At 31.9% G+C, this 18,077-nt stretch carries 18 protein-coding genes; 9 read left to right on the forward strand and 9 right to left on the reverse strand.

Going from position 1 to position 18,077, the window contains the following annotated elements:
• Positions 1 to 3 precede the first annotated feature (3 nt).
• Together Q0820_RS10490 and Q0820_RS10495 are read left to right on the forward strand one after the other, a co-directional pair.
• On the forward strand, positions 4 to 2,265 hold the full coding sequence (locus Q0820_RS10490) for a TonB-dependent receptor (RefSeq protein ID WP_298487591.1): 2,262 nt from the start codon (positions 4 to 6) through the stop codon (positions 2,263 to 2,265).
• Between the two features lie 21 nt (positions 2,266 to 2,286).
• Complete coding sequence (locus tag Q0820_RS10495; RefSeq protein WP_298487592.1) at positions 2,287 to 2,643, forward strand: heavy-metal-associated domain-containing protein; 357 nt, start codon at positions 2,287 to 2,289, stop codon at positions 2,641 to 2,643.
• Between the two features lie 55 nt (positions 2,644 to 2,698).
• On the opposite strand, the gene Q0820_RS10500 is transcribed toward Q0820_RS10495, so the two are convergent.
• Together Q0820_RS10500 and Q0820_RS10505 are read right to left on the reverse strand one after the other, a co-directional pair.
• Positions 2,699 to 3,541, reverse strand: a complete 843-nt coding sequence (locus Q0820_RS10500; RefSeq protein ID WP_298487593.1) for a universal stress protein — start codon at positions 3,539 to 3,541, stop codon at positions 2,699 to 2,701.
• A 36-nt stretch (positions 3,542 to 3,577) separates the two neighbouring features.
• On the reverse strand, positions 3,578 to 4,537 hold the full coding sequence (locus Q0820_RS10505) for a hypothetical protein (protein WP_298487594.1): 960 nt from the start codon (positions 4,535 to 4,537) through the stop codon (positions 3,578 to 3,580).
• Positions 4,538 to 4,893: 356 nt separating this feature from the next.
• Here Q0820_RS10505 and Q0820_RS10510 point away from each other — a divergent pair, with 356 nt between their 5' ends.
• Positions 4,894 to 5,871 (forward strand): transporter, encoded by a 978-nt coding sequence (locus Q0820_RS10510; protein WP_298487595.1) that lies wholly within the window; start codon positions 4,894 to 4,896, stop codon positions 5,869 to 5,871.
• Positions 5,871 to 6,917 carry a DUF3179 domain-containing protein gene (locus Q0820_RS10515; protein WP_298487596.1) on the forward strand — a complete coding sequence of 349 codons (1,047 nt, stop codon included), beginning with the start codon at positions 5,871 to 5,873 and terminating at the stop codon, positions 6,915 to 6,917. Before Q0820_RS10510 ends, Q0820_RS10515 begins: the two co-directional genes overlap by 1 nt.
• A gap of 73 nt (positions 6,918 to 6,990) precedes the next feature.
• On the opposite strand, the gene groL is transcribed toward Q0820_RS10515, so the two are convergent.
• The 7 genes from groL to miaB all read right to left on the reverse strand — a co-directional run bounded on the left by groL (position 6,991) and on the right by miaB (position 13,727).
• Positions 6,991 to 8,622 (reverse strand): chaperonin GroEL, encoded by a 1,632-nt coding sequence (gene groL, locus Q0820_RS10520; protein ID WP_298487597.1) that lies wholly within the window; start codon positions 8,620 to 8,622, stop codon positions 6,991 to 6,993.
• Positions 8,623 to 8,717: 95 nt separating this feature from the next.
• Complete coding sequence (locus tag Q0820_RS10525; protein ID WP_121065268.1) at positions 8,718 to 8,996, reverse strand: co-chaperone GroES; 279 nt, start codon at positions 8,994 to 8,996, stop codon at positions 8,718 to 8,720.
• 143 nt (positions 8,997 to 9,139) lie between these two features.
• On the reverse strand, positions 9,140 to 9,502 hold the full coding sequence (gene secG / locus Q0820_RS10530; RefSeq protein ID WP_298487598.1) for a preprotein translocase subunit SecG: 363 nt from the start codon (positions 9,500 to 9,502) through the stop codon (positions 9,140 to 9,142).
• Positions 9,503 to 9,507: 5 nt separating this feature from the next.
• Complete coding sequence (locus tag Q0820_RS10535; protein WP_298487599.1) at positions 9,508 to 10,446, reverse strand: hypothetical protein; 939 nt, start codon at positions 10,444 to 10,446, stop codon at positions 9,508 to 9,510.
• Between the two features lie 6 nt (positions 10,447 to 10,452).
• The gene (locus Q0820_RS10540; protein ID WP_298487600.1) at positions 10,453 to 10,983 is read right to left on the reverse strand and encodes an LptE family protein; all 531 of its coding nucleotides are present in this window, start codon (positions 10,981 to 10,983) and stop codon (positions 10,453 to 10,455) included.
• Between the two features lie 3 nt (positions 10,984 to 10,986).
• Complete coding sequence (locus tag Q0820_RS10545; RefSeq protein ID WP_298487601.1) at positions 10,987 to 12,273, reverse strand: sigma-54 dependent transcriptional regulator; 1,287 nt, start codon at positions 12,271 to 12,273, stop codon at positions 10,987 to 10,989.
• An 8-nt stretch (positions 12,274 to 12,281) separates the two neighbouring features.
• Entirely contained in the window at positions 12,282 to 13,727 is a 1,446-nt protein-coding gene (miaB, locus tag Q0820_RS10550) for a tRNA (N6-isopentenyl adenosine(37)-C2)-methylthiotransferase MiaB (protein WP_298487602.1), read from the reverse strand.
• 181 nt (positions 13,728 to 13,908) lie between these two features.
• Between miaB and Q0820_RS10555 the strand changes: the two genes are divergently transcribed.
• From Q0820_RS10555 to Q0820_RS10575, 5 genes are all read left to right on the forward strand, one after another.
• The gene (locus Q0820_RS10555) at positions 13,909 to 14,472 is read left to right on the forward strand and encodes a TetR/AcrR family transcriptional regulator (RefSeq protein WP_298487603.1); all 564 of its coding nucleotides are present in this window, start codon (positions 13,909 to 13,911) and stop codon (positions 14,470 to 14,472) included.
• 50 nt (positions 14,473 to 14,522) lie between these two features.
• Positions 14,523 to 14,930, forward strand: coding sequence for a nuclear transport factor 2 family protein (locus Q0820_RS10560; protein WP_298487604.1), 408 nt, complete (start codon positions 14,523 to 14,525; stop codon positions 14,928 to 14,930).
• A gap of 12 nt (positions 14,931 to 14,942) precedes the next feature.
• A complete protein-coding gene (locus Q0820_RS10565; RefSeq protein WP_298487605.1) occupies positions 14,943 to 15,917 on the forward strand; it encodes an alpha/beta hydrolase in 975 nt (324 codons plus the stop codon).
• 172 nt (positions 15,918 to 16,089) lie between these two features.
• A complete protein-coding gene (locus Q0820_RS10570) occupies positions 16,090 to 16,746 on the forward strand; it encodes a class I SAM-dependent methyltransferase (protein WP_298487606.1) in 657 nt (218 codons plus the stop codon).
• Positions 16,747 to 16,819: 73 nt separating this feature from the next.
• Positions 16,820 to 18,058 carry a hypothetical protein gene (locus Q0820_RS10575; protein ID WP_298487607.1) on the forward strand — a complete coding sequence of 413 codons (1,239 nt, stop codon included), beginning with the start codon at positions 16,820 to 16,822 and terminating at the stop codon, positions 18,056 to 18,058.
• The last annotated feature ends 19 nt before the right edge of the window (positions 18,059 to 18,077 follow it).

Here is an 18,077-nt window from a genome sequence, read left to right on the forward strand (position 1 = left end):
ATTATGAGAAATATTTATTTACTACTATTTGTAGCGCTTCCTTTTTTTTGTGTTTCACAAGAGAAAGTAGAAGGAATGGTTATGGAAGCAAATATTGCTAAAAAACATATTCCGTTAGAAGGAGCCAATGTATATTGGTTATACTCGCAAACTGGTGCGGTTACAAATGCTGATGGGTTATTTTCTATTCCATATGTAAAGGATTATAATAAACTTGTTATTAGTTACATAGGATATAAGTCGGATACGCTTACAGTTAATGCACCAAGAACTATACATCATAGTTTAAAACCATCAAATGAGTTACATGAGGTGGTGGTTAAACAAGAAAGAGAAAATGTGCAAAAAGCATATTTTAGTTCGCAAAATGTAATTACGGTAAATAGTGCAGAATTACTAAAAGCGGCTTGCTGTAATTTAGCAGAGAGTTTTGAAACTAACCCAGCAATTGATGTAAACTTATCAGACGGATTAACAGGTACAAAGCAGATTGAAATGTTGGGCTTAACTAGTCCGTATTTATTAATTACCCAAGAGAATATTCCTATGGTTCGTGGAGCCTCGCAGGCATATGGATTAACCTTTACTCCAGGTACATGGATAGAAAGTATTCAGATTACCAAAGGGGCGGGTAGCGTGGTTAATGGTTACGAGAGTATATCTGGGCAAATAAATACAGAGTTGGTAAAACCTTTAACGGATAATGCTGTTTTTGTGAATGGGTATGCAAACCAAAATGGACGTTATGAGCTCAATACCCATTTTAATAAAAAACTTACAGATAAATGGAGTACAGGTTTATATATACATGGTAATAAACGAACCCAAAAGGAAGATGGTAATAAAGACGGATTTTTAGATGCGCCTTTGGCAGACCAGATTAATGTAATGAACCGTTGGCAATACCAAGATGCAGAAAAAGGGTGGGTGAGTTTCTTTAATATTCGTTTTTTAAATGATGAAAAACAAGTTGGGCAAATCAATTTTAATCCTAGTATACATAGATTAGATAGTAATAGGTCTTTGCAGAGCGGAGTCGAAGTGTGGGGTAGTGAAATTAACACGCGTCGTTTTGGTACTTCACTGAAATTAGGTTATGTTTTTCCAGAACTTCCGTTTCAAAGTTTTGGGTTTCAGACTTCCTATAGTTTACATAAGCAAGATTCTTATTTTGGCTATAGAACGTATGCTATTAAACACGAAAGTTTGTATAGTAATCTCCTATTTAATTCCATTATTGGGGATACTAGAAACAAGTTTAAAACAGGAATTACTTTTGCGTATGATGGATATGATGAAGAGGTGAGTACGGCAGATTACTCTAGGGTAGATAATTCTGTGGGAGCCTTTTTGGAATATAGCTATGAGAATTTGGAGAAAGTGAGTCTTACTGCAGGTGTGCGAGTAGATAATCATAATAGATTAGGAACCTTTGTAACACCAAGATTTCATATTAGATATACGCCATGGGAAAAAGGAAGCTTACGAGGTTCTTTTGGTAGAGGAAAAAGGGCTGCCAATATTTTTGCAGAAAATCAGCAGTTATTTGGATCCGCTAGAACCATTAATATTGCAGATACCGGTGGTAGTGTTTATGGTTTAAAGCCTGAAGATGCATGGAACTATGGACTAAGCTTTTTGCAAGGATTTAATTTCCTAAATAAAAAAGGAGATATTTCGTTAGATTATTACATTACAGATTTTAAAAATCAAGTAGTAGTAGATTGGGAAAATCCGCAGGAGGTATCCTTTTATAATTTAGATGGAGAGAGTAGTGCTAAGAGTTTTCAAGTGGAAGTGAATTATGAGTTGTTTTCTCGTTTAGACCTAAGAACATCGTATAAGTTTTATGATGTTTCTACCGATTATAATATCGGGAATCTTCAAAAACCTTTATTAGCACAACATCGCTTCTTTGTTAATTTAGGATATGAAACAGAGGCCAAAGAGAATGGAGCACAATGGAAGTTTGATTATACGCTTAATAGTATGGGGAAAAAAAGGTTGCCAGATACCAGTAGTAATCCTGAAGAATATCAATTAGGAGCGTATTCATTGCCCTATAATCATATGAATGCACAAATAACAAAAGTGTTCTCCAATACATTTGAAGTGTATGTGGGCGGAGAAAATCTTTCTAATGTGCAGCAGGTTAGTCCTGTTTTAGGAGTAGATGACCCTTTTGGCTCTAATTTTGATACTACCATTATATATGCACCTATAATGGGAAGAATGTTTTATGGCGGATTTAGATTTAAAATTTAATATTAATTAATAATAAGAGAAATGAAAACAACAATTTTAACCTTAACAATGGCATTGTTTACAGTAATAACCTTTGCTCAGGAAAAGAATAAAAAATTAACTTTTGAGGTAGATGGTAAGTGTGAAATGTGTAAGATGCGAATAGAAAAGGCAGCTTTAAATTGTAAAGGAGTAAAATATGCATCTTGGGATATTCCTTCGCATCAACTTTCTTTAATAGTAGATGAGCGTAAAACAGACCCTATGAAAATAAAAACTGCCATTATTGCTGTGGGGCATGATACTAAAGAGTTAAAAGCCACGAATGAAGCTTATGATAATGTACATCCTTGTTGTAAATACAGAGAAGATAATTCGGATGATGGTGCAGCACATTAATTTGTGCCTTTACATAAAAGCCGCTTTCATATACTTATGAAAGCGGCTTTTATATTTATTCACTATAAATAGCCATTACAGGAATGTCTAAGTGATTTAAAATATCTTCTGCTAAACTAAGAGAAAATAATCGTTGGTAAAAATTGCGTTTATGGTTAATAACACAAATCATATCAATAGTATTATTAACACAGTATTCTGATAATGATTTTTTTAGATTAATAGTGTCAATAGATATAAACTTGGTGTTATTTAAATCTTTTAATTGCAATGAGTCTTTAAAAGAGCTCATTAAAGGGGATATGGACTCACCATGTGCTAAATCAAAATGTATAACATGTAAATTAGAATTAAATTCTTGGGTTTTTAAGATTACTTGCTCTAAAGGTTCTCTTTCATCTTCACGATAATCTACTAAAAAAGCTATATTATTTAGGTAACCATCAAAAGTAGCTTTTTCTGGAATAGCTATAACAGGTTTGTTTATTTCTTGAAGTATTTTAATTGTATTGGTTTCCATGAAAATATTAAACAAGCTATTTTCTTTGTTTTGGGTACCCATTATAATTAAATCTATTTTATCTTCTTTACGAGTAATATAGTTTTTTAGGGAGTCTATGAAATTGCCTTCATCTACAACATATTTTACTTTTAAATCTCCGACTTTACTATCTTTTATTAATTTTTCAAAGGGAGGGAATTTGTCTTTTTTGTTTCTAAAATTCTGTATATCTACCTTGTCGTAAACTTGCTGTGCTTCTTCCGGGATGTCATTATTTTCAGAATACGTATGGTAAACAATAAGTTTTGAATTAGATTTTTGAGCGTATTCCATTGCGTATGTAAAAGCATTTAAAGACAGCTCTGTAAAATCGGTAGGGAATAATATACTTTTCATCTCTTCTCTTTTTAATAAAATATAAAGTGCTTCTAATTACAGGGTAGCTAAAAATTTAACTACATATACTAAAACAATACTTACTATTAAACCAATAAACACTTTTAATAAATCCATGCCTAAATTTTTAAACATATTTTTTCGGTTTTCTTTTTTTCTAAGCATAAAGTTCAATGCTATTTCTCTACCAGCGAGAATACCAATAAAAACCCATGTAGTACTCATAGGAACATTGTTTAATTCTTTAAAATAGAAAAGAATAATACCGTAGGATAAATCTATTAATGTTGCAGAACGAATATCTACAGTGTTAGTTTTTGATTTTACAATTTTTTGAATTTCGCCACCTTTTTTGGCAATAATAAAAGCTAACATTCCAAGAATAATAACTAATGAAAATAGTAACTGCCATACTTTTAGTTCTCTTGGTAAATACACATATATGTTAGCAAAATCCTGAATTAACCATTGCGACCATAAAAACCCTGTAGAACACCATTGTAATGTTGTCCATATTTTTCTTTGTTTAGGAGTTATTGGGTTTTCTATAAATTTCTTTTCTAATAAATTAGCTACAATAGCATACAAAATAATTGCAGCAACAAAAGCAACGGCATAACCAGAAATAGATTTAATGATCATGTCATTTAAATTTTTCTGATTAAAGAAAGTTAGTACCATAAAAGAGGTGCTAACTGGGATTCCTGTTCTTGTTAAGAGCATTAATATTATAGGAGGGAGTATATAATACCACGCAAATGGGTCTGGCATTGGGTATTTTTCTAAACGCCCGTACGAGACATCACCAGCATGTGTAATATATCCGTAAATAAGAGTAACGCTTAATATACCGCCGGCAAATAACCATAGTACCCACCATTTTTTTCTTTCATTAGAACTTAAGAATGTTCCAAGTGTTTGTATAGTGTCATTTCCAACTACAGAGTAAGCAGCTAGGGTAAATCCTAAATATATTACAACAAGAGAAAAATCCATTTACTGTATTTTTAGTTTGGTTTTGCAAAAAAAGCACTTTTAGATGGGCTCTAATGTTATCTTTGGGTTATATCTTTAGAAAAATACGCTTTTTTAGTTATTGTTAGGAAATGTATTACATTATTTTAGCTTTTTACTAGTATATATGTAATAAGTATTAGGTTTTCTTTTAATATTTATTACTATTCTTTTGATCCAAACTTAATGAACATTATGGAATAAAACGTATAATTAATATAGTAGTTTGGGTTTAACCTTAAAACTAGTATTAAAATGTTAAATTTTTAGAGTTTGTGTTTCTAATATGTAAGGTTTTCTTTTTAATGGAGTACTAAAATGAAGTAATAGATTCATTTATGTATTTTAAAATTACTTTTCTTGCTTTTATTTTAGGGATAAGTCAGCAAATTTATTCCCAAACATGTTGTTCTGGTGGTGTACCGTTGTCTAATAATTTAGGATTGTCTAATAATGGAAAAGGAGGTTTTCAATTAGGGGTTAATTATGATTATAATAATCTAAATACTTTAAATGCTGGTTCAAGTAAATTAAATGATGATTCTAGACAAAGGATAACTAATTCTATTCTAGTAAATACAAATTATGCTTTTACAAATCAATTTTCTTTAGAAACACTTTTTACATGGGTTAACCAAACTAGAACTATATCACAGTTTGGAAATGAAAATTTCACAGAAACTTCAGGAATAGGAGATGCGGTTGTTCTACTAAAATATAGAATGCTAGATGTTTTAGGGGAAAACACATTTCTTAATTTAGGTACAGGAGTAAAAGTGCCATTGGGGAAGTCTGATTTTACTTCGGAGGAAGGAATTCAATTAACTTCAGATTTACAACCTGGTAGTGGAGCTTGGGATGGTTTAGGTTGGCTTTCTTTTTCTAAAAACGGAATTTTAAGACCTTCAGGAACTGTTTCTACCAGTGCTATTTATAGGTTTACGGGAGTTAATTCTTCTTATTTAAATAATACTTCTACATATGAATTTGGTAATACCCTTCAAATAAGTGCAGGTTATACAGATCAACTGTTAATTTTTAATACTATAGTTAACCCTGGGTTAGTATTTAAGTATAGAAAATCATGGAGTGATAAAATAGATGATTCAGAAATACCTAATACAGGTGGGAATTGGGTTTTTGTTAGACCAGAATTAAATATTCAAATTACACCAAACTTCAATGCAATTACTAAAATGGAAGTGCCATTATATAGCTACGTTGAAGGAACACAATTAACACCCACATTTAGAGTAACAGCAGGATTGCTGTTAAAAATTAATAAAAAAAATAAGAACTCTTTAAATATTAAATGATGAAAAAAGGATTAAGATTATTGTTTTGTATTAGCATGTTAGTATCCTGTAGCTCTTCTAATACAAATAATTCTATGGATGATAATAATTCATCCGAATGGAGTATTCCTATTCAGGATGTATTAGATGGAGGACCTGGTAGGGATGGAATACCGGCGTTAGAAAATCCAAATCTTATTAATGTATCTGAAGTAACATTTTTAGCAGATTCAGATTTAGTAATTGGCTATAAAAATGGAGATGATGTTAGAGCATACCCACATGTAATTTTAGATTGGCATGAAATTATTAATGATAATGTAGGAGCTACTTCTGTAGCAATTACATATTGCCCATTAACAGGAACGGGTATAGGGTGGAATAGAGTAATTAATGGTGCGGAGACTACTTTTGGTGTTTCGGGACTTTTGTATAATACGAACTTAATTCCATTTGATAGGGCTACGGGAAGTAATTGGTCACAAATTTTAAATGAATCTGTTAATGGCGATTTAATAGGGAGTAAGGCAGCTATTGTACCCCTATTAGAAACTACTTGGGGGGTCTGGAAAACTTTATATCCAGATTCAAAAGTTGTTAGTACTAATACAGGTTTTTCTAGAACTTATGGAACATCCCCATATGGAGACTATAACACCAATAATACTCGTTTTCTTTTTCCTGTAGAAAAGGATTCTAGATTGCCTTTAAAAGAGAGGGTTTATGCTGTTATTAATGGGAGTAAGGCAAAAGCATATAGATTTAGTGATTTTTCGCAAGGAGTAGTTGTTAAAGATAATTTTGAAGGAAATAATTATTTAGTAGTTGGCAATGCTAATTTTATTCTTGCATTTTTATTAGATGCAGATACGGAAAATTTAGATTTTACTTATATATATGACGATACTGAATTAATGCTAGAAGATAATGAAGGAAATGTATGGAATGTTTTTGGAGAGGCTGTGTCTGGATCAAGAATGGGGCAATTACTAAAGCCTGCCGTAGCATTTAAAGGTTTTTGGTTTTCTATTCCTGCATTTTATAGTACAGAGATTTATAGTAACTAAAAAATGGTATAAAATAAAATCCCGCTTTGAAATTTTTCAAAGCGGGATTTTTATTGTGATTTCGTAAAGAATATTACATCATTCCTGGCATTCCGCCACCGCCCATTGGAGGCATAGCAGGAGCATCTTCTTTAATATCTGTTAAAGCACATTCTGTAGTAAGGATCATTCCAGAAACAGAAGCAGCATTTTCTAAAGCAACACGGGTTACTTTTTTAGGGTCAATAATACCAGCTTTCATCATCTCAACATATTGTTCTGATTTAGCATCGTAACCAAAATCGCCTTTTCCTTCTAAAATTTTAGCGACTACTACAGATCCTTCACCACCAGCATTAGCTACAATAGTTCTTATAGGAGCTTCTATTGCTCTAGCAACAATTTGTAACCCAGTTTCTTCATCTGCATTTTCTGCTTTTATCTTTTGTAAAACAGATTTAGCTCTTACCAAAGCAACACCACCACCGGCAACAATACCTTCTTCTACAGCAGCTCTAGTTGCGTGTAAAGCATCATCTACTCTGTCTTTTTTCTCTTTCATTTCTACTTCAGAAGCAGCACCAACATAAAGAACTGCTACACCGCCAGCTAATTTAGCTAAACGCTCTTGTAGTTTTTCTTTATCATAATCAGATGTCGTAGTTTCTATCTGCGCTTTTATTTGGTTAACTCTAGTTTTAATAACCTTAGCATCACCACCACCATTAACAATAGTTGTGTTGTCTTTGTCTATAGCTACTTTTTCACAAGTACCAAGCATCTCTAATGTAGTATTATCTAAAGAAAAACCTCTTTCTTCAGAAATAACAGTACCGCCAGTTAAGATTGCAATATCTTCTAACATTGCTTTTCTACGATCTCCAAATCCAGGAGCTTTTACAGCAGCAATTTTAAGAGAACCTCTTAATTTGTTTACAACTAAAGTTGCTAATGCTTCGCCATCTACATCTTCCGCAATAATTAACAATGGTTTTCCAGATTGAGCAACAGGCTCTAATACAGGAAGTAAATCTTTCATTGCAGATATTTTCTTATCAAATAATAAGATATATGGGTTTTCTAAATCGGCAATCATTTTTTCAGAATCTGTAACAAAGTATGGAGAAAGGTATCCTCTGTCAAACTGCATACCTTCAACAACATCTACATACGTATCTGTCCCTTTAGCTTCTTCAACAGTAATTACTCCTTCTTTACCAACTTTTCCAAAAGCTTTAGCAATTAAATCGCCAATAGTTTCGTCGTTATTAGCAGAAATAGAAGCAACTTGCTTAATTTTTTCTGAAGAATCACCAACTTTTTTAGATTGTTTAGCAAGGTCTGCAACAATAGCTTCAACCGCTTTGTCTATACCTCTTTTTAAATCCATTGGATTAGCGCCTGCAGCAACGTTCTTTAAGCCTTCTTTTACTATAGCTTGTGCTAGAACGGTTGCGGTAGTAGTACCATCACCAGCTAAATCATTAGTCTTAGAAGCAACTTCTTTAACCATTTGCGCTCCCATGTTTTCAAGAGCATCTGCTAATTCTATTTCTTTTGCAACTGTAACACCATCTTTAGTAACTGCAGGAGCCCCAAAAGATTTGCTAATAATTACATTTCTACCTTTAGGTCCTAAGGTAACTTTTACTGCGTTTGCTAGAGCATCAACTCCTCTTTTAAGGCCGTCTCTTGCGTCAATATCAAATTTTATATCTTTTGCCATTGTGTGTAAATTTATTTTTAGCCGCTAGCTTTTAGCCTTTGGCTTTTAGAATTAATAAAAAAAGCTAATAGCCAAAAGCTAATAGCCAAAAGCAATTAAACAATTGCTAGAATATCGCTTTCACGCATCATTAAATAATCGGTTCCTTCTAATTTTAATTCGGTTCCTGCATATTTTCCATAAAGGACAGAGTCTCCAACTTTTACAGTTACAGCTTCATCTTTAGTTCCTGGACCAACTGCAACAACTTTTCCTTTTTGAGGTTTTTCTTTTGCAGTATCTGGGATATAAATTCCAGAAGCTGTTTTAGTCTCAGCAGCCATTGGCTCTATAAGAACTCTATCTGCTAATGGTTGAATTTTTACTTTTGCCATTATATAAATTTTTAAATTGGTTTATTAAAATCTAGATTTATTTAGGCAGTAATTATGCCATTGCTATTTTTCTGCCATATTTAAATAAAAAATGCCAGCTTGTCATAAAGCTGGCATTTTTTAAAATATATTTTATGTAGTTATTACTCTGCTGGAGCAGTTTCTTGTGTTGCTGGAGCAGGAGTTGTTGTTTCTACAGGTGCTGTTTCTTCAGGAACAACGGTCTCTATATCATCTCCTTGTAATAATTTAGAATCTGCATCACCAAAGTTTCCTTTTAAAGCAATGTTAGATGCTAGTATTAAAACAACTAAAAGAGCAGCTAATGTCCATGTACTTTTATCTAAAAAGTCACCGGTTTTTTTAACACCGCCCACTACTTGTGTGCCACCGCCACCAAAAGAAGAAGAAAGTCCTCCACCTTTAGGGTTTTGTACCATTATTACTAATATTAGTAAGAAACATACGATGATTATAAGAATCAAAAAAATGGAAAAGGTGCTCATTGTGCTTAGTTATTATCCTGTTGTAATTTTTCTACCGCTTTAATTCGGTCTGCAAAGAAACTACTTTTTTCTGGATATTTCAAACTTAATATTTTATAGGCCTGTATTGCTTTTTTGTACTTTTTTTGCTCTAGGTAAACCTTGGCTAAAGTTTGTGTCATTAATTCATTCTGATTAATGGTTGTAGAGTCTTTTATATCTATTTTTGGTGTACTGTTTTTTTGCGGTACAATTTTAGGGCTTTTTGCAATAAACTCATCTATACGATCAAATTTTTTGCTTTTCGGAGTCTTTTTTTCGGGTACCTTATTCGTTACTTCTTTTGTTTCTTTTTGCTTAGGGGTGTCTTCTGTTCTATTAATTTCTTTGAAAGATGCTAATTGAAGCCATTGCGCAAAAGAATGTTTTTCCTTTTTATCAAAAGGTATTGGAGTTCCAATTTCTAATTTGTCTTTGGAAGATTGTATAGGGTCTATATTTTTCTTTTCAGTATTTGAGGTGTTTGGCGTTTCTTTACTTTTAAAAAGTTTTGGGTCTAATATTTTGTTAGCGTCCTCTTTGTCTTGCGGTAATGGTTTGTCTTCAGATTTTTCTATAAGAAGTTTTTCTTCTTTCGTAGGGATGTTTATTTCTTCGACACTAACGTTTAAATCGGCTATTTCTACTTCCTTAACAGGAGTGTTAGATTTTTTTATTTTTTGTAAAAAGTTTTTACTTGTTATAAAATTAAAAAGAACGTCTCTATCTGCAGTATAAGCAGCAGTAATTTTTAATGCATTATTGTATTTGTAGCTATTTAAATTTTTTAGTCCTTTTAAGTGTAGTGCTCTTGCAGCTTGAAAATAAGGGTATTCTTCAAGAATTTCTTCTAATTGATTTGTTTGAATAGGGGTAACAACCTTATTCGGATTTTTTAATAAATATGTGAAATCTTCTACATTCATAAGAAATTACCAATCTGCTAAAGAGGCGTTAAAAATATCTTGGGTTATACGTTCAAAAATAACTTCATGCGCCGTACTTTTTACATTAATTAACTGTAAGTTGGCATCAAAATCATAAAAGAAAGAAAAATTTTGTTCAAAATCTACATCTTCTTTAGTGTTATTAAAAAAGCGACATTTAACACGAACAGTTAAGCGGTTTTGTGCTGCTGTTTGTTGTGCTGTAGCAGTCATAGGGGAAATACGATATTCTGTTATTTCGCCCTCATATAATAAATCTGCGTTGCCATTATTTACTAAATCTAAGTTAGATTGGTTTAAAATACGGTCTTGTAATGCTAACGTAAAATCACGATCCATGCCTGGTTCAAAAGTAGAGCCTGGGCTTTGCGAAGCATAGTTTTGAAAATAGTTTACTTGAAACGTTTTTGCAGTACCAGGATTACCGCCTGTAAAATTATAAACACCACAGCCATTTAGGAGCAAGGCAATAAAAATAGGTAATGCACTATTTTTTATTTTAAGTAATACTTTCATTTTTTATAAATCGTATTGTTTAATTTTTCTATACAATGTTCTTTCAGATATGCCTAATTCAGATGCGGCAGCTTTACGTTTACCTCTATTACGTTCTAAAGATTTTTTAATTAATTCTATTTCTTTTTCTTGTAAAGATAGGGTTTCTTCTTCTTCAATTTCTTCTGCAAAATGGTATTTGTCATCTATAGTAGATAGCGGTCTTGTTACATTTGCTTTCTCTGTTGTTGGCTCTGGTAACTGTAAAATAGGTAATATAGAATCTTCTGTTTGCGATTCCTCGTTATCATTAGTGTTAGTGTCCCCGTATATTTTTTGAATAAGGTGCTCGTTTTCTTCTTGTACTTTTTGGGTGTCGTTGTTTTTTAACAACTCCATGGTTAGTTTTTTAAGGTCATTTAAATCCCCTTTCATATCAAACAAAACCTTGTAAAGAATTTCGCGTTCGTTACTAAAGTCACTTTCTTTTTTCTCTTGCCCAATTACAGCAGGCAAATTGTTTTTGCTAGCATTAGGAAGGTATCCGTTTAACGTTTCTAAAGTGATATTTCTTTTTTCTTCTAATACGGAAACTTGTTCTGCAATGTTTCTTAGCTGGCGGATATTTCCTGGCCATCTATATTTTAATAATAATTGTATGGCATTATCATCTAGCCTAATAGTTGGCATTTTATACTTTTGACCAAAATCTGAAGCAAATTTTCTAAATAGTAAATGAATGTCACCTTCTCTTTCTCTAAGAGGAGGAATATTTAATTCTACAGTGCTTAATCTGTAATATAAATCTTCTCTAAACTTTTCTTTTTTTATGGCTTCAAACATATTCACGTTTGTTGCTGCAACAATACGAACATCTGTTTTTTGCACTTGAGAGGAGCCTACTTTTAAAAATTCGCCATTTTCTAAAACACGTAATAAACGTACCTGTGTGGTAAGAGGCAATTCACCAACTTCATCTAAAAAAATGGTTCCACCATCTGCAACTTCAAAATACCCACTTCTAGTAGATGTAGCACCAGTAAAGGCACCTTTTTCATGTCCAAAAAGTTCACTGTCTATAGTTCCCTCTGGAATAGCTCCACAGTTTACAGCAATATATTTTGCATGTTTTCTATGCGATAAAGAATGTATAATTTTTGGAATAGATTCTTTACCAACACCACTTTCTCCTGTAACCAAAACAGAAATATCGGTAGGGGCAACCTGTATTGCTTTTTCTAAGGCACGATTTAGTTTTGGATCGTTACCAATAATTTCAAATCGTTGTTTTATGGCCTGAATACTTTCCATGGTATACTTTAATTATTATCAGAATATCCTACAGCAGTTCCTTTTAAGGTTGCAGAGGTGCAATCTTCAATTTTTACATTTACAAAATCTCCTACTTTGTAATTTTCTTTAGGAAAAACAACTACGGTACTTTGCGAGTTGCGTCCCATCCAATGTTTGTCCGATTTTTTAGAAGAACCTTCAATAAGAACTTCTTCTACTTTTCCTAAATGCATTTGCGTTCTATAATGGCAATGCTCTCTTTGTAAAGCAATTACTTCTGCAAGTCTTCTTTGTTTTATTTCTTGGGGAATATCGTCTTCTAATTTTCTTGCCGCCATAGTTCCTGGTCTTTCGGAATAGGCATACATATAACCAAAATTATATTTTACATACTCTAAAGCCTTAAGTGTATCTTGGTGGTCTTCTTCTGTTTCTGTTGGGAAACCAATAATCATATCTTGAGAAATAGAGCAGTCTGGAAGAATTTCACGAATGTTATCTATTAAAGTAAAATACTCTTCAATGGTATGTAATCGGTTCATTTCTTTAAGAATCCTATTACTTCCACTTTGTAATGGTAAATGAATATGGTTGCATATATTTTTATACTTAGCTACGGTTTTAATGACATCTAAGGTCATGTCTTGCGGATTAGAAGTAGAAAAACGAATTCGCATTTTTGGTTGTGTCTCAGCAACTTTAGCTAATAAGTTTGCAAAGTTTACAGCCGTTGCCTTTTGCATTTCAGAGGCATTTTCAAAATCTTTTCGTAATCCGCCACCATACCATAAGTAGCTGTCTACATTCTGACCAAGAAGGGTGATTTCTTTATATCCTTTATTCCATAAATCGTTTACTTCTTCTAAAATAGATTGTGGTTCTCTACTACGTTCTCTTCCTCTAGTAAAAGGAACTACGCAAAAGGTACACATATTATCGCAGCCACGGGTAATAGATACAAAAGCATTTACGCCATTAGTGTGTAAACGTATTGGAGCAATATCTCCATAGGTTTCTTCTTTAGATAAAATTACGTTTACTGCATTTTTACCATCATCAATTTCTTGGATAAGATTAGGAAGGTCTTTATAGGCATCTGGACCAACCACCATATCTACTATTTTTTCTTCTTCAAGAAATTTACTTTTTAGTCTTTCTGCCATGCAACCTAAAACCCCAACTTTTAAATGCGGTCTGTCTTTTTTTACGGCGTTAAATTTTTGTAAGCGTTTACGAACCGTTTGTTCTGCTTTATCCCGAATAGAACAAGTATTTACTAAAACTAAGTCTGCATCTTCTAGTTTTTGAGTAGTGCTAAAACCTTCTTTGGTTAAAATAGAAGCTACAACTTCACTATCGGCAAAATTCATAGCACAGCCATAACTTTCTAAATATAATTTACGACTATTAGTGTCATTATTACCTAAAGAAATTGTGGTTCCTTGTATAGATTCGTCTATAGTTTTTTCCATGTAATTACTTGACTTCATTTTGGATTAAAAGAATTGCAAAGATAACGCTAAAATCAAAATTATGACAAATTGACAGTTGTAAAGTTTTTATAAAATTTAAAGTACACCAGTTAAAATATCTATAGTTTAAAATTTATTACCAATCGTTCGGTAATTCAATAAATTTTATTACTTTTGTCTTATGAGACCGCAAAAAGTATTAGATATAGAAATTTTAACAGGCTTAGCTAAAGTTTTTCGTTCTAAAGGATACGAAGGAGCAAGTTTAAAAGATTTGTCTGAGGCTGCAGGTCTAAAAAAGGCTAGTTTGTATCATAGATTCCCTAATGGAAAACAAGAAATGGCCGATGCAGTTTTAAATCATATATCTGATTGGGTTGATGAGAATATTTTTAGCAATTTATTAGATAACGATTTAACGCCTGAAAATAGACTAAAAAAAGGACTAGCAGGAGTTAGAATGTTATATGATGGCGGAAAGGAAATTTGCATATTTAGAGCATTATCAATGCAAGCGGGTATAGAACTATTTGAAGAACAAGTGAAAAATGGTATGAATGTATGGATAACAAACTTTAAAAAACTTGGATTGGCTTTTAATTTATCTCATGACGAAGCTGAAAATAGAGCCATACAAGTTTTAATTGAATTGCAAGGAAGTTTAATTGTTGCAAAAGGTTTAGGAGAACTAACTGTTTTTGAAAATACATTGCAAAAAATTGAAAATAAATATTTAAGGGATTAAAAAAAATTATTATTGTAATTTACCGAATGTTCGGTAATAAATTTAAAACTATGAAGAAATTACCAGTACCACCTTTTAATGAAGAAACTGCTAAGCAAAAAGTGCAAATGGCAGAAAATGCATGGAATAGTAAAGACCCTGTTGTGGTTTCTATGGCTTATACTATAGATACAGAATGGCGAAATAGAGTCAGTTTTATCAATGGTAGAAAAGAAGTGCAAAATTTTTTGAAAAACAAGTGGAGTAATGAGCTAAACTATAAGCTAAAAAAAGAGCTTTGGGGTTTTAGGAATAATAGAATTGCAGTACGTTTTGAATATGAATATATGAATGTAAAAGGGCAATGGTTTAGAGCTTACGGAAATGAAAATTGGGAATTTGACGAAAACGGATTAATGCAAAAACGCTTTGCAAGTATTAATGATATAGAAATTAAAGAATCTGAAAGAAAATTGTAAATAATTTATCCTATGAAAAAAATACTGACTTTATACGTAATAATACTGGCAACGATGATTTCGTGTCAAGAAAAAAATAATACAACAATACATAAAGATAACGTAACTACAACTGAAACAAAAATGACACAAATAAAATATAAAAAAATAGATATTAATGGCGTAAACATTGCATACAGAGAATCTGGAAATAAAGAGAGGCCAACTATTGTACTTTTACATGGTTTTCCTTCCTCATCCCATCAATATAGGAAAGTATTAAATCAGCTTTCTAATGACTTTCATTTAATTGCACCAGATTATCCTGGGTTTGGAAATAGCGATTTTCCATCAGCAAACGATTACGAATATACTTTTGATAATATTGCATTAACTATTGACGCTTTTCTAGTTAAAAAAGGAATCTCATCTTATGCATTAATGCTACAAGATTATGGCGCTCCTATTGGTTTTAGAATAGCTACTGCACACCCAGAAAAAGTTACTGCTATTATTAATCAAAACGGAAATGCTTACGAAGAAGGCTTAGGGGAATCATGGGCAGGAATAAGAGAACTTTGGGCTAACAGAAATAAAAATACTGAAAACGCTCTTTTACCAGCGTTCTCATTGGAAGGGTTGGAGTGGCAATATACACATGGAACCAGAAACCCTGAGAATGTGAATCCAGATACGTGGCATTTAGATTTTTTAAGATTATCAAGACCAAATGCGCATGCAGTTAATATTGATTTGTTTTATGATTATCAAAACAATTTAAAATTATATCCTAAATGGCAGCAATATTTAAGAGATAATCAACCGCCATTATTAATAGTTTGGGGTAAAAATGATGCATTCTTTCCTGAAAGTGGTGCAGAAGCTTTTAAGAAAGATGTAAAAAATATTGATTACAACATTTACGATACTGGACATTTTGCTTTGGAAGAAGATGGAGATAAAATAATTGCAAAAATGAAAGTATTCATGCAAAAAGCACTAAAATAGCGTCATAATAATTAGGTATAAAAACAATAGCGGTTTTGGGGGGGCAACTTTAAACCGTTATTGTTTTTATTTAAGTATATTGTTAATTAAAAAGCAGTTATTATTTTACCTATCAATTGCTTTTATATTAGCCAACACTTTTGCTTTAAAAAAGTTAAGATTAAATCTGTTTATGACAATAAAACGCAAAAAAGAACCATGGCCTACAAAGGCAGTAATGCACCAGATTTACGAAAAAAAGATGTGGGGCGGAGATGTTGATTTTTATTCTGGTTTGGGTTCTCATTCTTCAAAATTTGTTGCCCCTTATGTAAAAGAAGTTTCTCTTTTTTTTAATTCTTTTAATACGCGCTTGGAGGTTTGTGATTTGGGTTGTGGAGATTTTAATGTTGGGATACAATTAGTGAATTTAACTAAAAAATATATTGCGGTAGATATTGTTCCTAACCTTATTGAACGGAATAAACACCTTTTTAAAGAAGACAATTTAGAGTTTTTGTGTTTAGATATTAGCAAAGATAAATTGCCAAATGCAGATTGTGCAATTGTTAGGCAGGTAATGCAACACATAAGTAATACAGAAATTATAAGCCTTCTTAAAAAACTAAGAAAGTATAAATATCTTATAATTACAGAGCACTTGCCTGTACATAGTTTTGTTCCAAATAAAGATATTATATCTGGTCAAGGAATACGATTAAAAAAGAACAGCGGAGTAGATATTTTACAACCGCCTTTTTTAGCAAAAACCAAATTAATTAAAAATTTAACAATCTCTTCTTACGATAGTAAAAGCGCAATTTTCACCAATTTGTATCAAAATTTTTAAAGGCAAATAAAAAAATATTGCAACCAACTTCTAAGTAATGCATCTAAATTATAACCACTTAAAATAAATAGTTATGAAAATTAGATTTGCTTTAATTATAGTTGCTCTAACCTTTAGTTTTTTTTCTTGTGAAAAAGAGGAGGATGGTAAGTATGCAGATTATTTAGTAGCAAGACCTTTAAAAATATCCAAAACAGAATTTAATAATGGAGTAGATATTATTGCTCCTATGCCTATAAAGGAGTCTGGAAAAATATATGCTTATAAGAATTATATTTTTATAAATGACAAGTACAAAGGAGTGCATGTAATAGATAATACAAATTCGGCTTCTCCAAAGAAAATAGCTTTTATTAAAATAGCTGGCAATGTAGATATATCTATAAAAGATGATTATTTATATGCAGATAGTATTACAGATTTAATGGTATTAGATATATCGGATATTAATACTATTAAAATTGTAAATCGTTTAAAGAATGTTTTAAAAGATAATGTGGTGTGGCCAGTGGCAGATTTTTATGAATATGATGAGGTAGATTATGAAAATGAAGTTGTTGTTGGTTGGGAAACTGTAACAGAAAGGCGATTAATAGAAGAGTATGAGGAGCGTTTTGGAGGGCCAGACATTGCTCTTTTTGAAGATACAAATGCACGTTCCGTTGGGCAAGGAGGGTCTTTAGCACGTTTTAAGATTGTGGAAGATTATTTATATGCGGTAGATAGCCATACTATAAATGTTTTTAATATTGAAGATTTAGGTAATCCAAAAGATTTAGAAGATGTATTCGCAGGTTTTGATATTGAAACTATTTTTAATAAAGGAAATCATCTTTTTTTAGGAAGTATGCGCGGTATGTATATCTATGATATTACTACACCAGCTACTCCTACTTTTGTTTCAGAATTTCAACACGGTACCGCATGTGATCCTGTTGTAGTAGATGGCGATTATGCGTATGTTACTTTAAGAGGGGGCAATGCTTGTGGTGCAACGGAGAGCGGTTTGTTTATTGTAGATATTTCTGTAATATCTAATCCTGTTTTAGCAGAAAATTACCCTCTAGAGGGGCCTTATGGTTTGGGAATAAAAGATGAGAAACTATTTATTTGCGATGGTGAAGCAGGATTAAAAGTATACGATAAAACAAATATTGAAGATTTAAAAGAGCTAAATCATTTTAAAGATATAGATACTTTTGATGTAATTCCGTTAGAAAACCAGTTATTAATGGTAGGCGATGAAATTTTATATCAATACGAGTATTTAAATAATAACATAAAGTTAATAAGCACTTTAGAACTAAATTAGAATACTCTAATACTTAGTA

The organism is uncultured Maribacter sp. (genome assembly GCF_947495965.1).
Lineage (GTDB): Bacteria > Bacteroidota > Bacteroidia > Flavobacteriales > Flavobacteriaceae > Maribacter_B.

Coding starts and splice junctions, on each gene's coding strand:
- Q0820_RS10490 (WP_298487591.1), top strand. CDS start 4: ATGAGAAATATTTATTTACTACTATTTGTAGCGCTTCCTTTTTTTTGT.
- Q0820_RS10495 (WP_298487592.1), top strand. CDS start 2,287: ATGAAAACAACAATTTTAACCTTAACAATGGCATTGTTTACAGTAATA.
- Q0820_RS10500 (WP_298487593.1), bottom strand. CDS start 3,541: ATGAAAAGTATATTATTCCCTACCGATTTTACAGAGCTGTCTTTAAAT.
- Q0820_RS10505 (WP_298487594.1), bottom strand. CDS start 4,537: ATGGATTTTTCTCTTGTTGTAATATATTTAGGATTTACCCTAGCTGCT.
- Q0820_RS10510 (WP_298487595.1), top strand. CDS start 4,894: ATGTATTTTAAAATTACTTTTCTTGCTTTTATTTTAGGGATAAGTCAG.
- Q0820_RS10515 (WP_298487596.1), top strand. CDS start 5,871: ATGAAAAAAGGATTAAGATTATTGTTTTGTATTAGCATGTTAGTATCC.
- groL (WP_298487597.1), bottom strand. CDS start 8,622: ATGGCAAAAGATATAAAATTTGATATTGACGCAAGAGACGGCCTTAAA.
- Q0820_RS10525 (WP_121065268.1), bottom strand. CDS start 8,996: ATGGCAAAAGTAAAAATTCAACCATTAGCAGATAGAGTTCTTATAGAG.
- secG (WP_298487598.1), bottom strand. CDS start 9,502: ATGAGCACCTTTTCCATTTTTTTGATTCTTATAATCATCGTATGTTTC.
- Q0820_RS10535 (WP_298487599.1), bottom strand. CDS start 10,446: ATGAATGTAGAAGATTTCACATATTTATTAAAAAATCCGAATAAGGTT.
- Q0820_RS10540 (WP_298487600.1), bottom strand. CDS start 10,983: ATGAAAGTATTACTTAAAATAAAAAATAGTGCATTACCTATTTTTATT.
- Q0820_RS10545 (WP_298487601.1), bottom strand. CDS start 12,273: ATGGAAAGTATTCAGGCCATAAAACAACGATTTGAAATTATTGGTAAC.
- miaB (WP_298487602.1), bottom strand. CDS start 13,727: ATGGAAAAAACTATAGACGAATCTATACAAGGAACCACAATTTCTTTA.
- Q0820_RS10555 (WP_298487603.1), top strand. CDS start 13,909: ATGAGACCGCAAAAAGTATTAGATATAGAAATTTTAACAGGCTTAGCT.
- Q0820_RS10560 (WP_298487604.1), top strand. CDS start 14,523: ATGAAGAAATTACCAGTACCACCTTTTAATGAAGAAACTGCTAAGCAA.
- Q0820_RS10565 (WP_298487605.1), top strand. CDS start 14,943: ATGAAAAAAATACTGACTTTATACGTAATAATACTGGCAACGATGATT.
- Q0820_RS10570 (WP_298487606.1), top strand. CDS start 16,090: ATGACAATAAAACGCAAAAAAGAACCATGGCCTACAAAGGCAGTAATG.
- Q0820_RS10575 (WP_298487607.1), top strand. CDS start 16,820: ATGAAAATTAGATTTGCTTTAATTATAGTTGCTCTAACCTTTAGTTTT.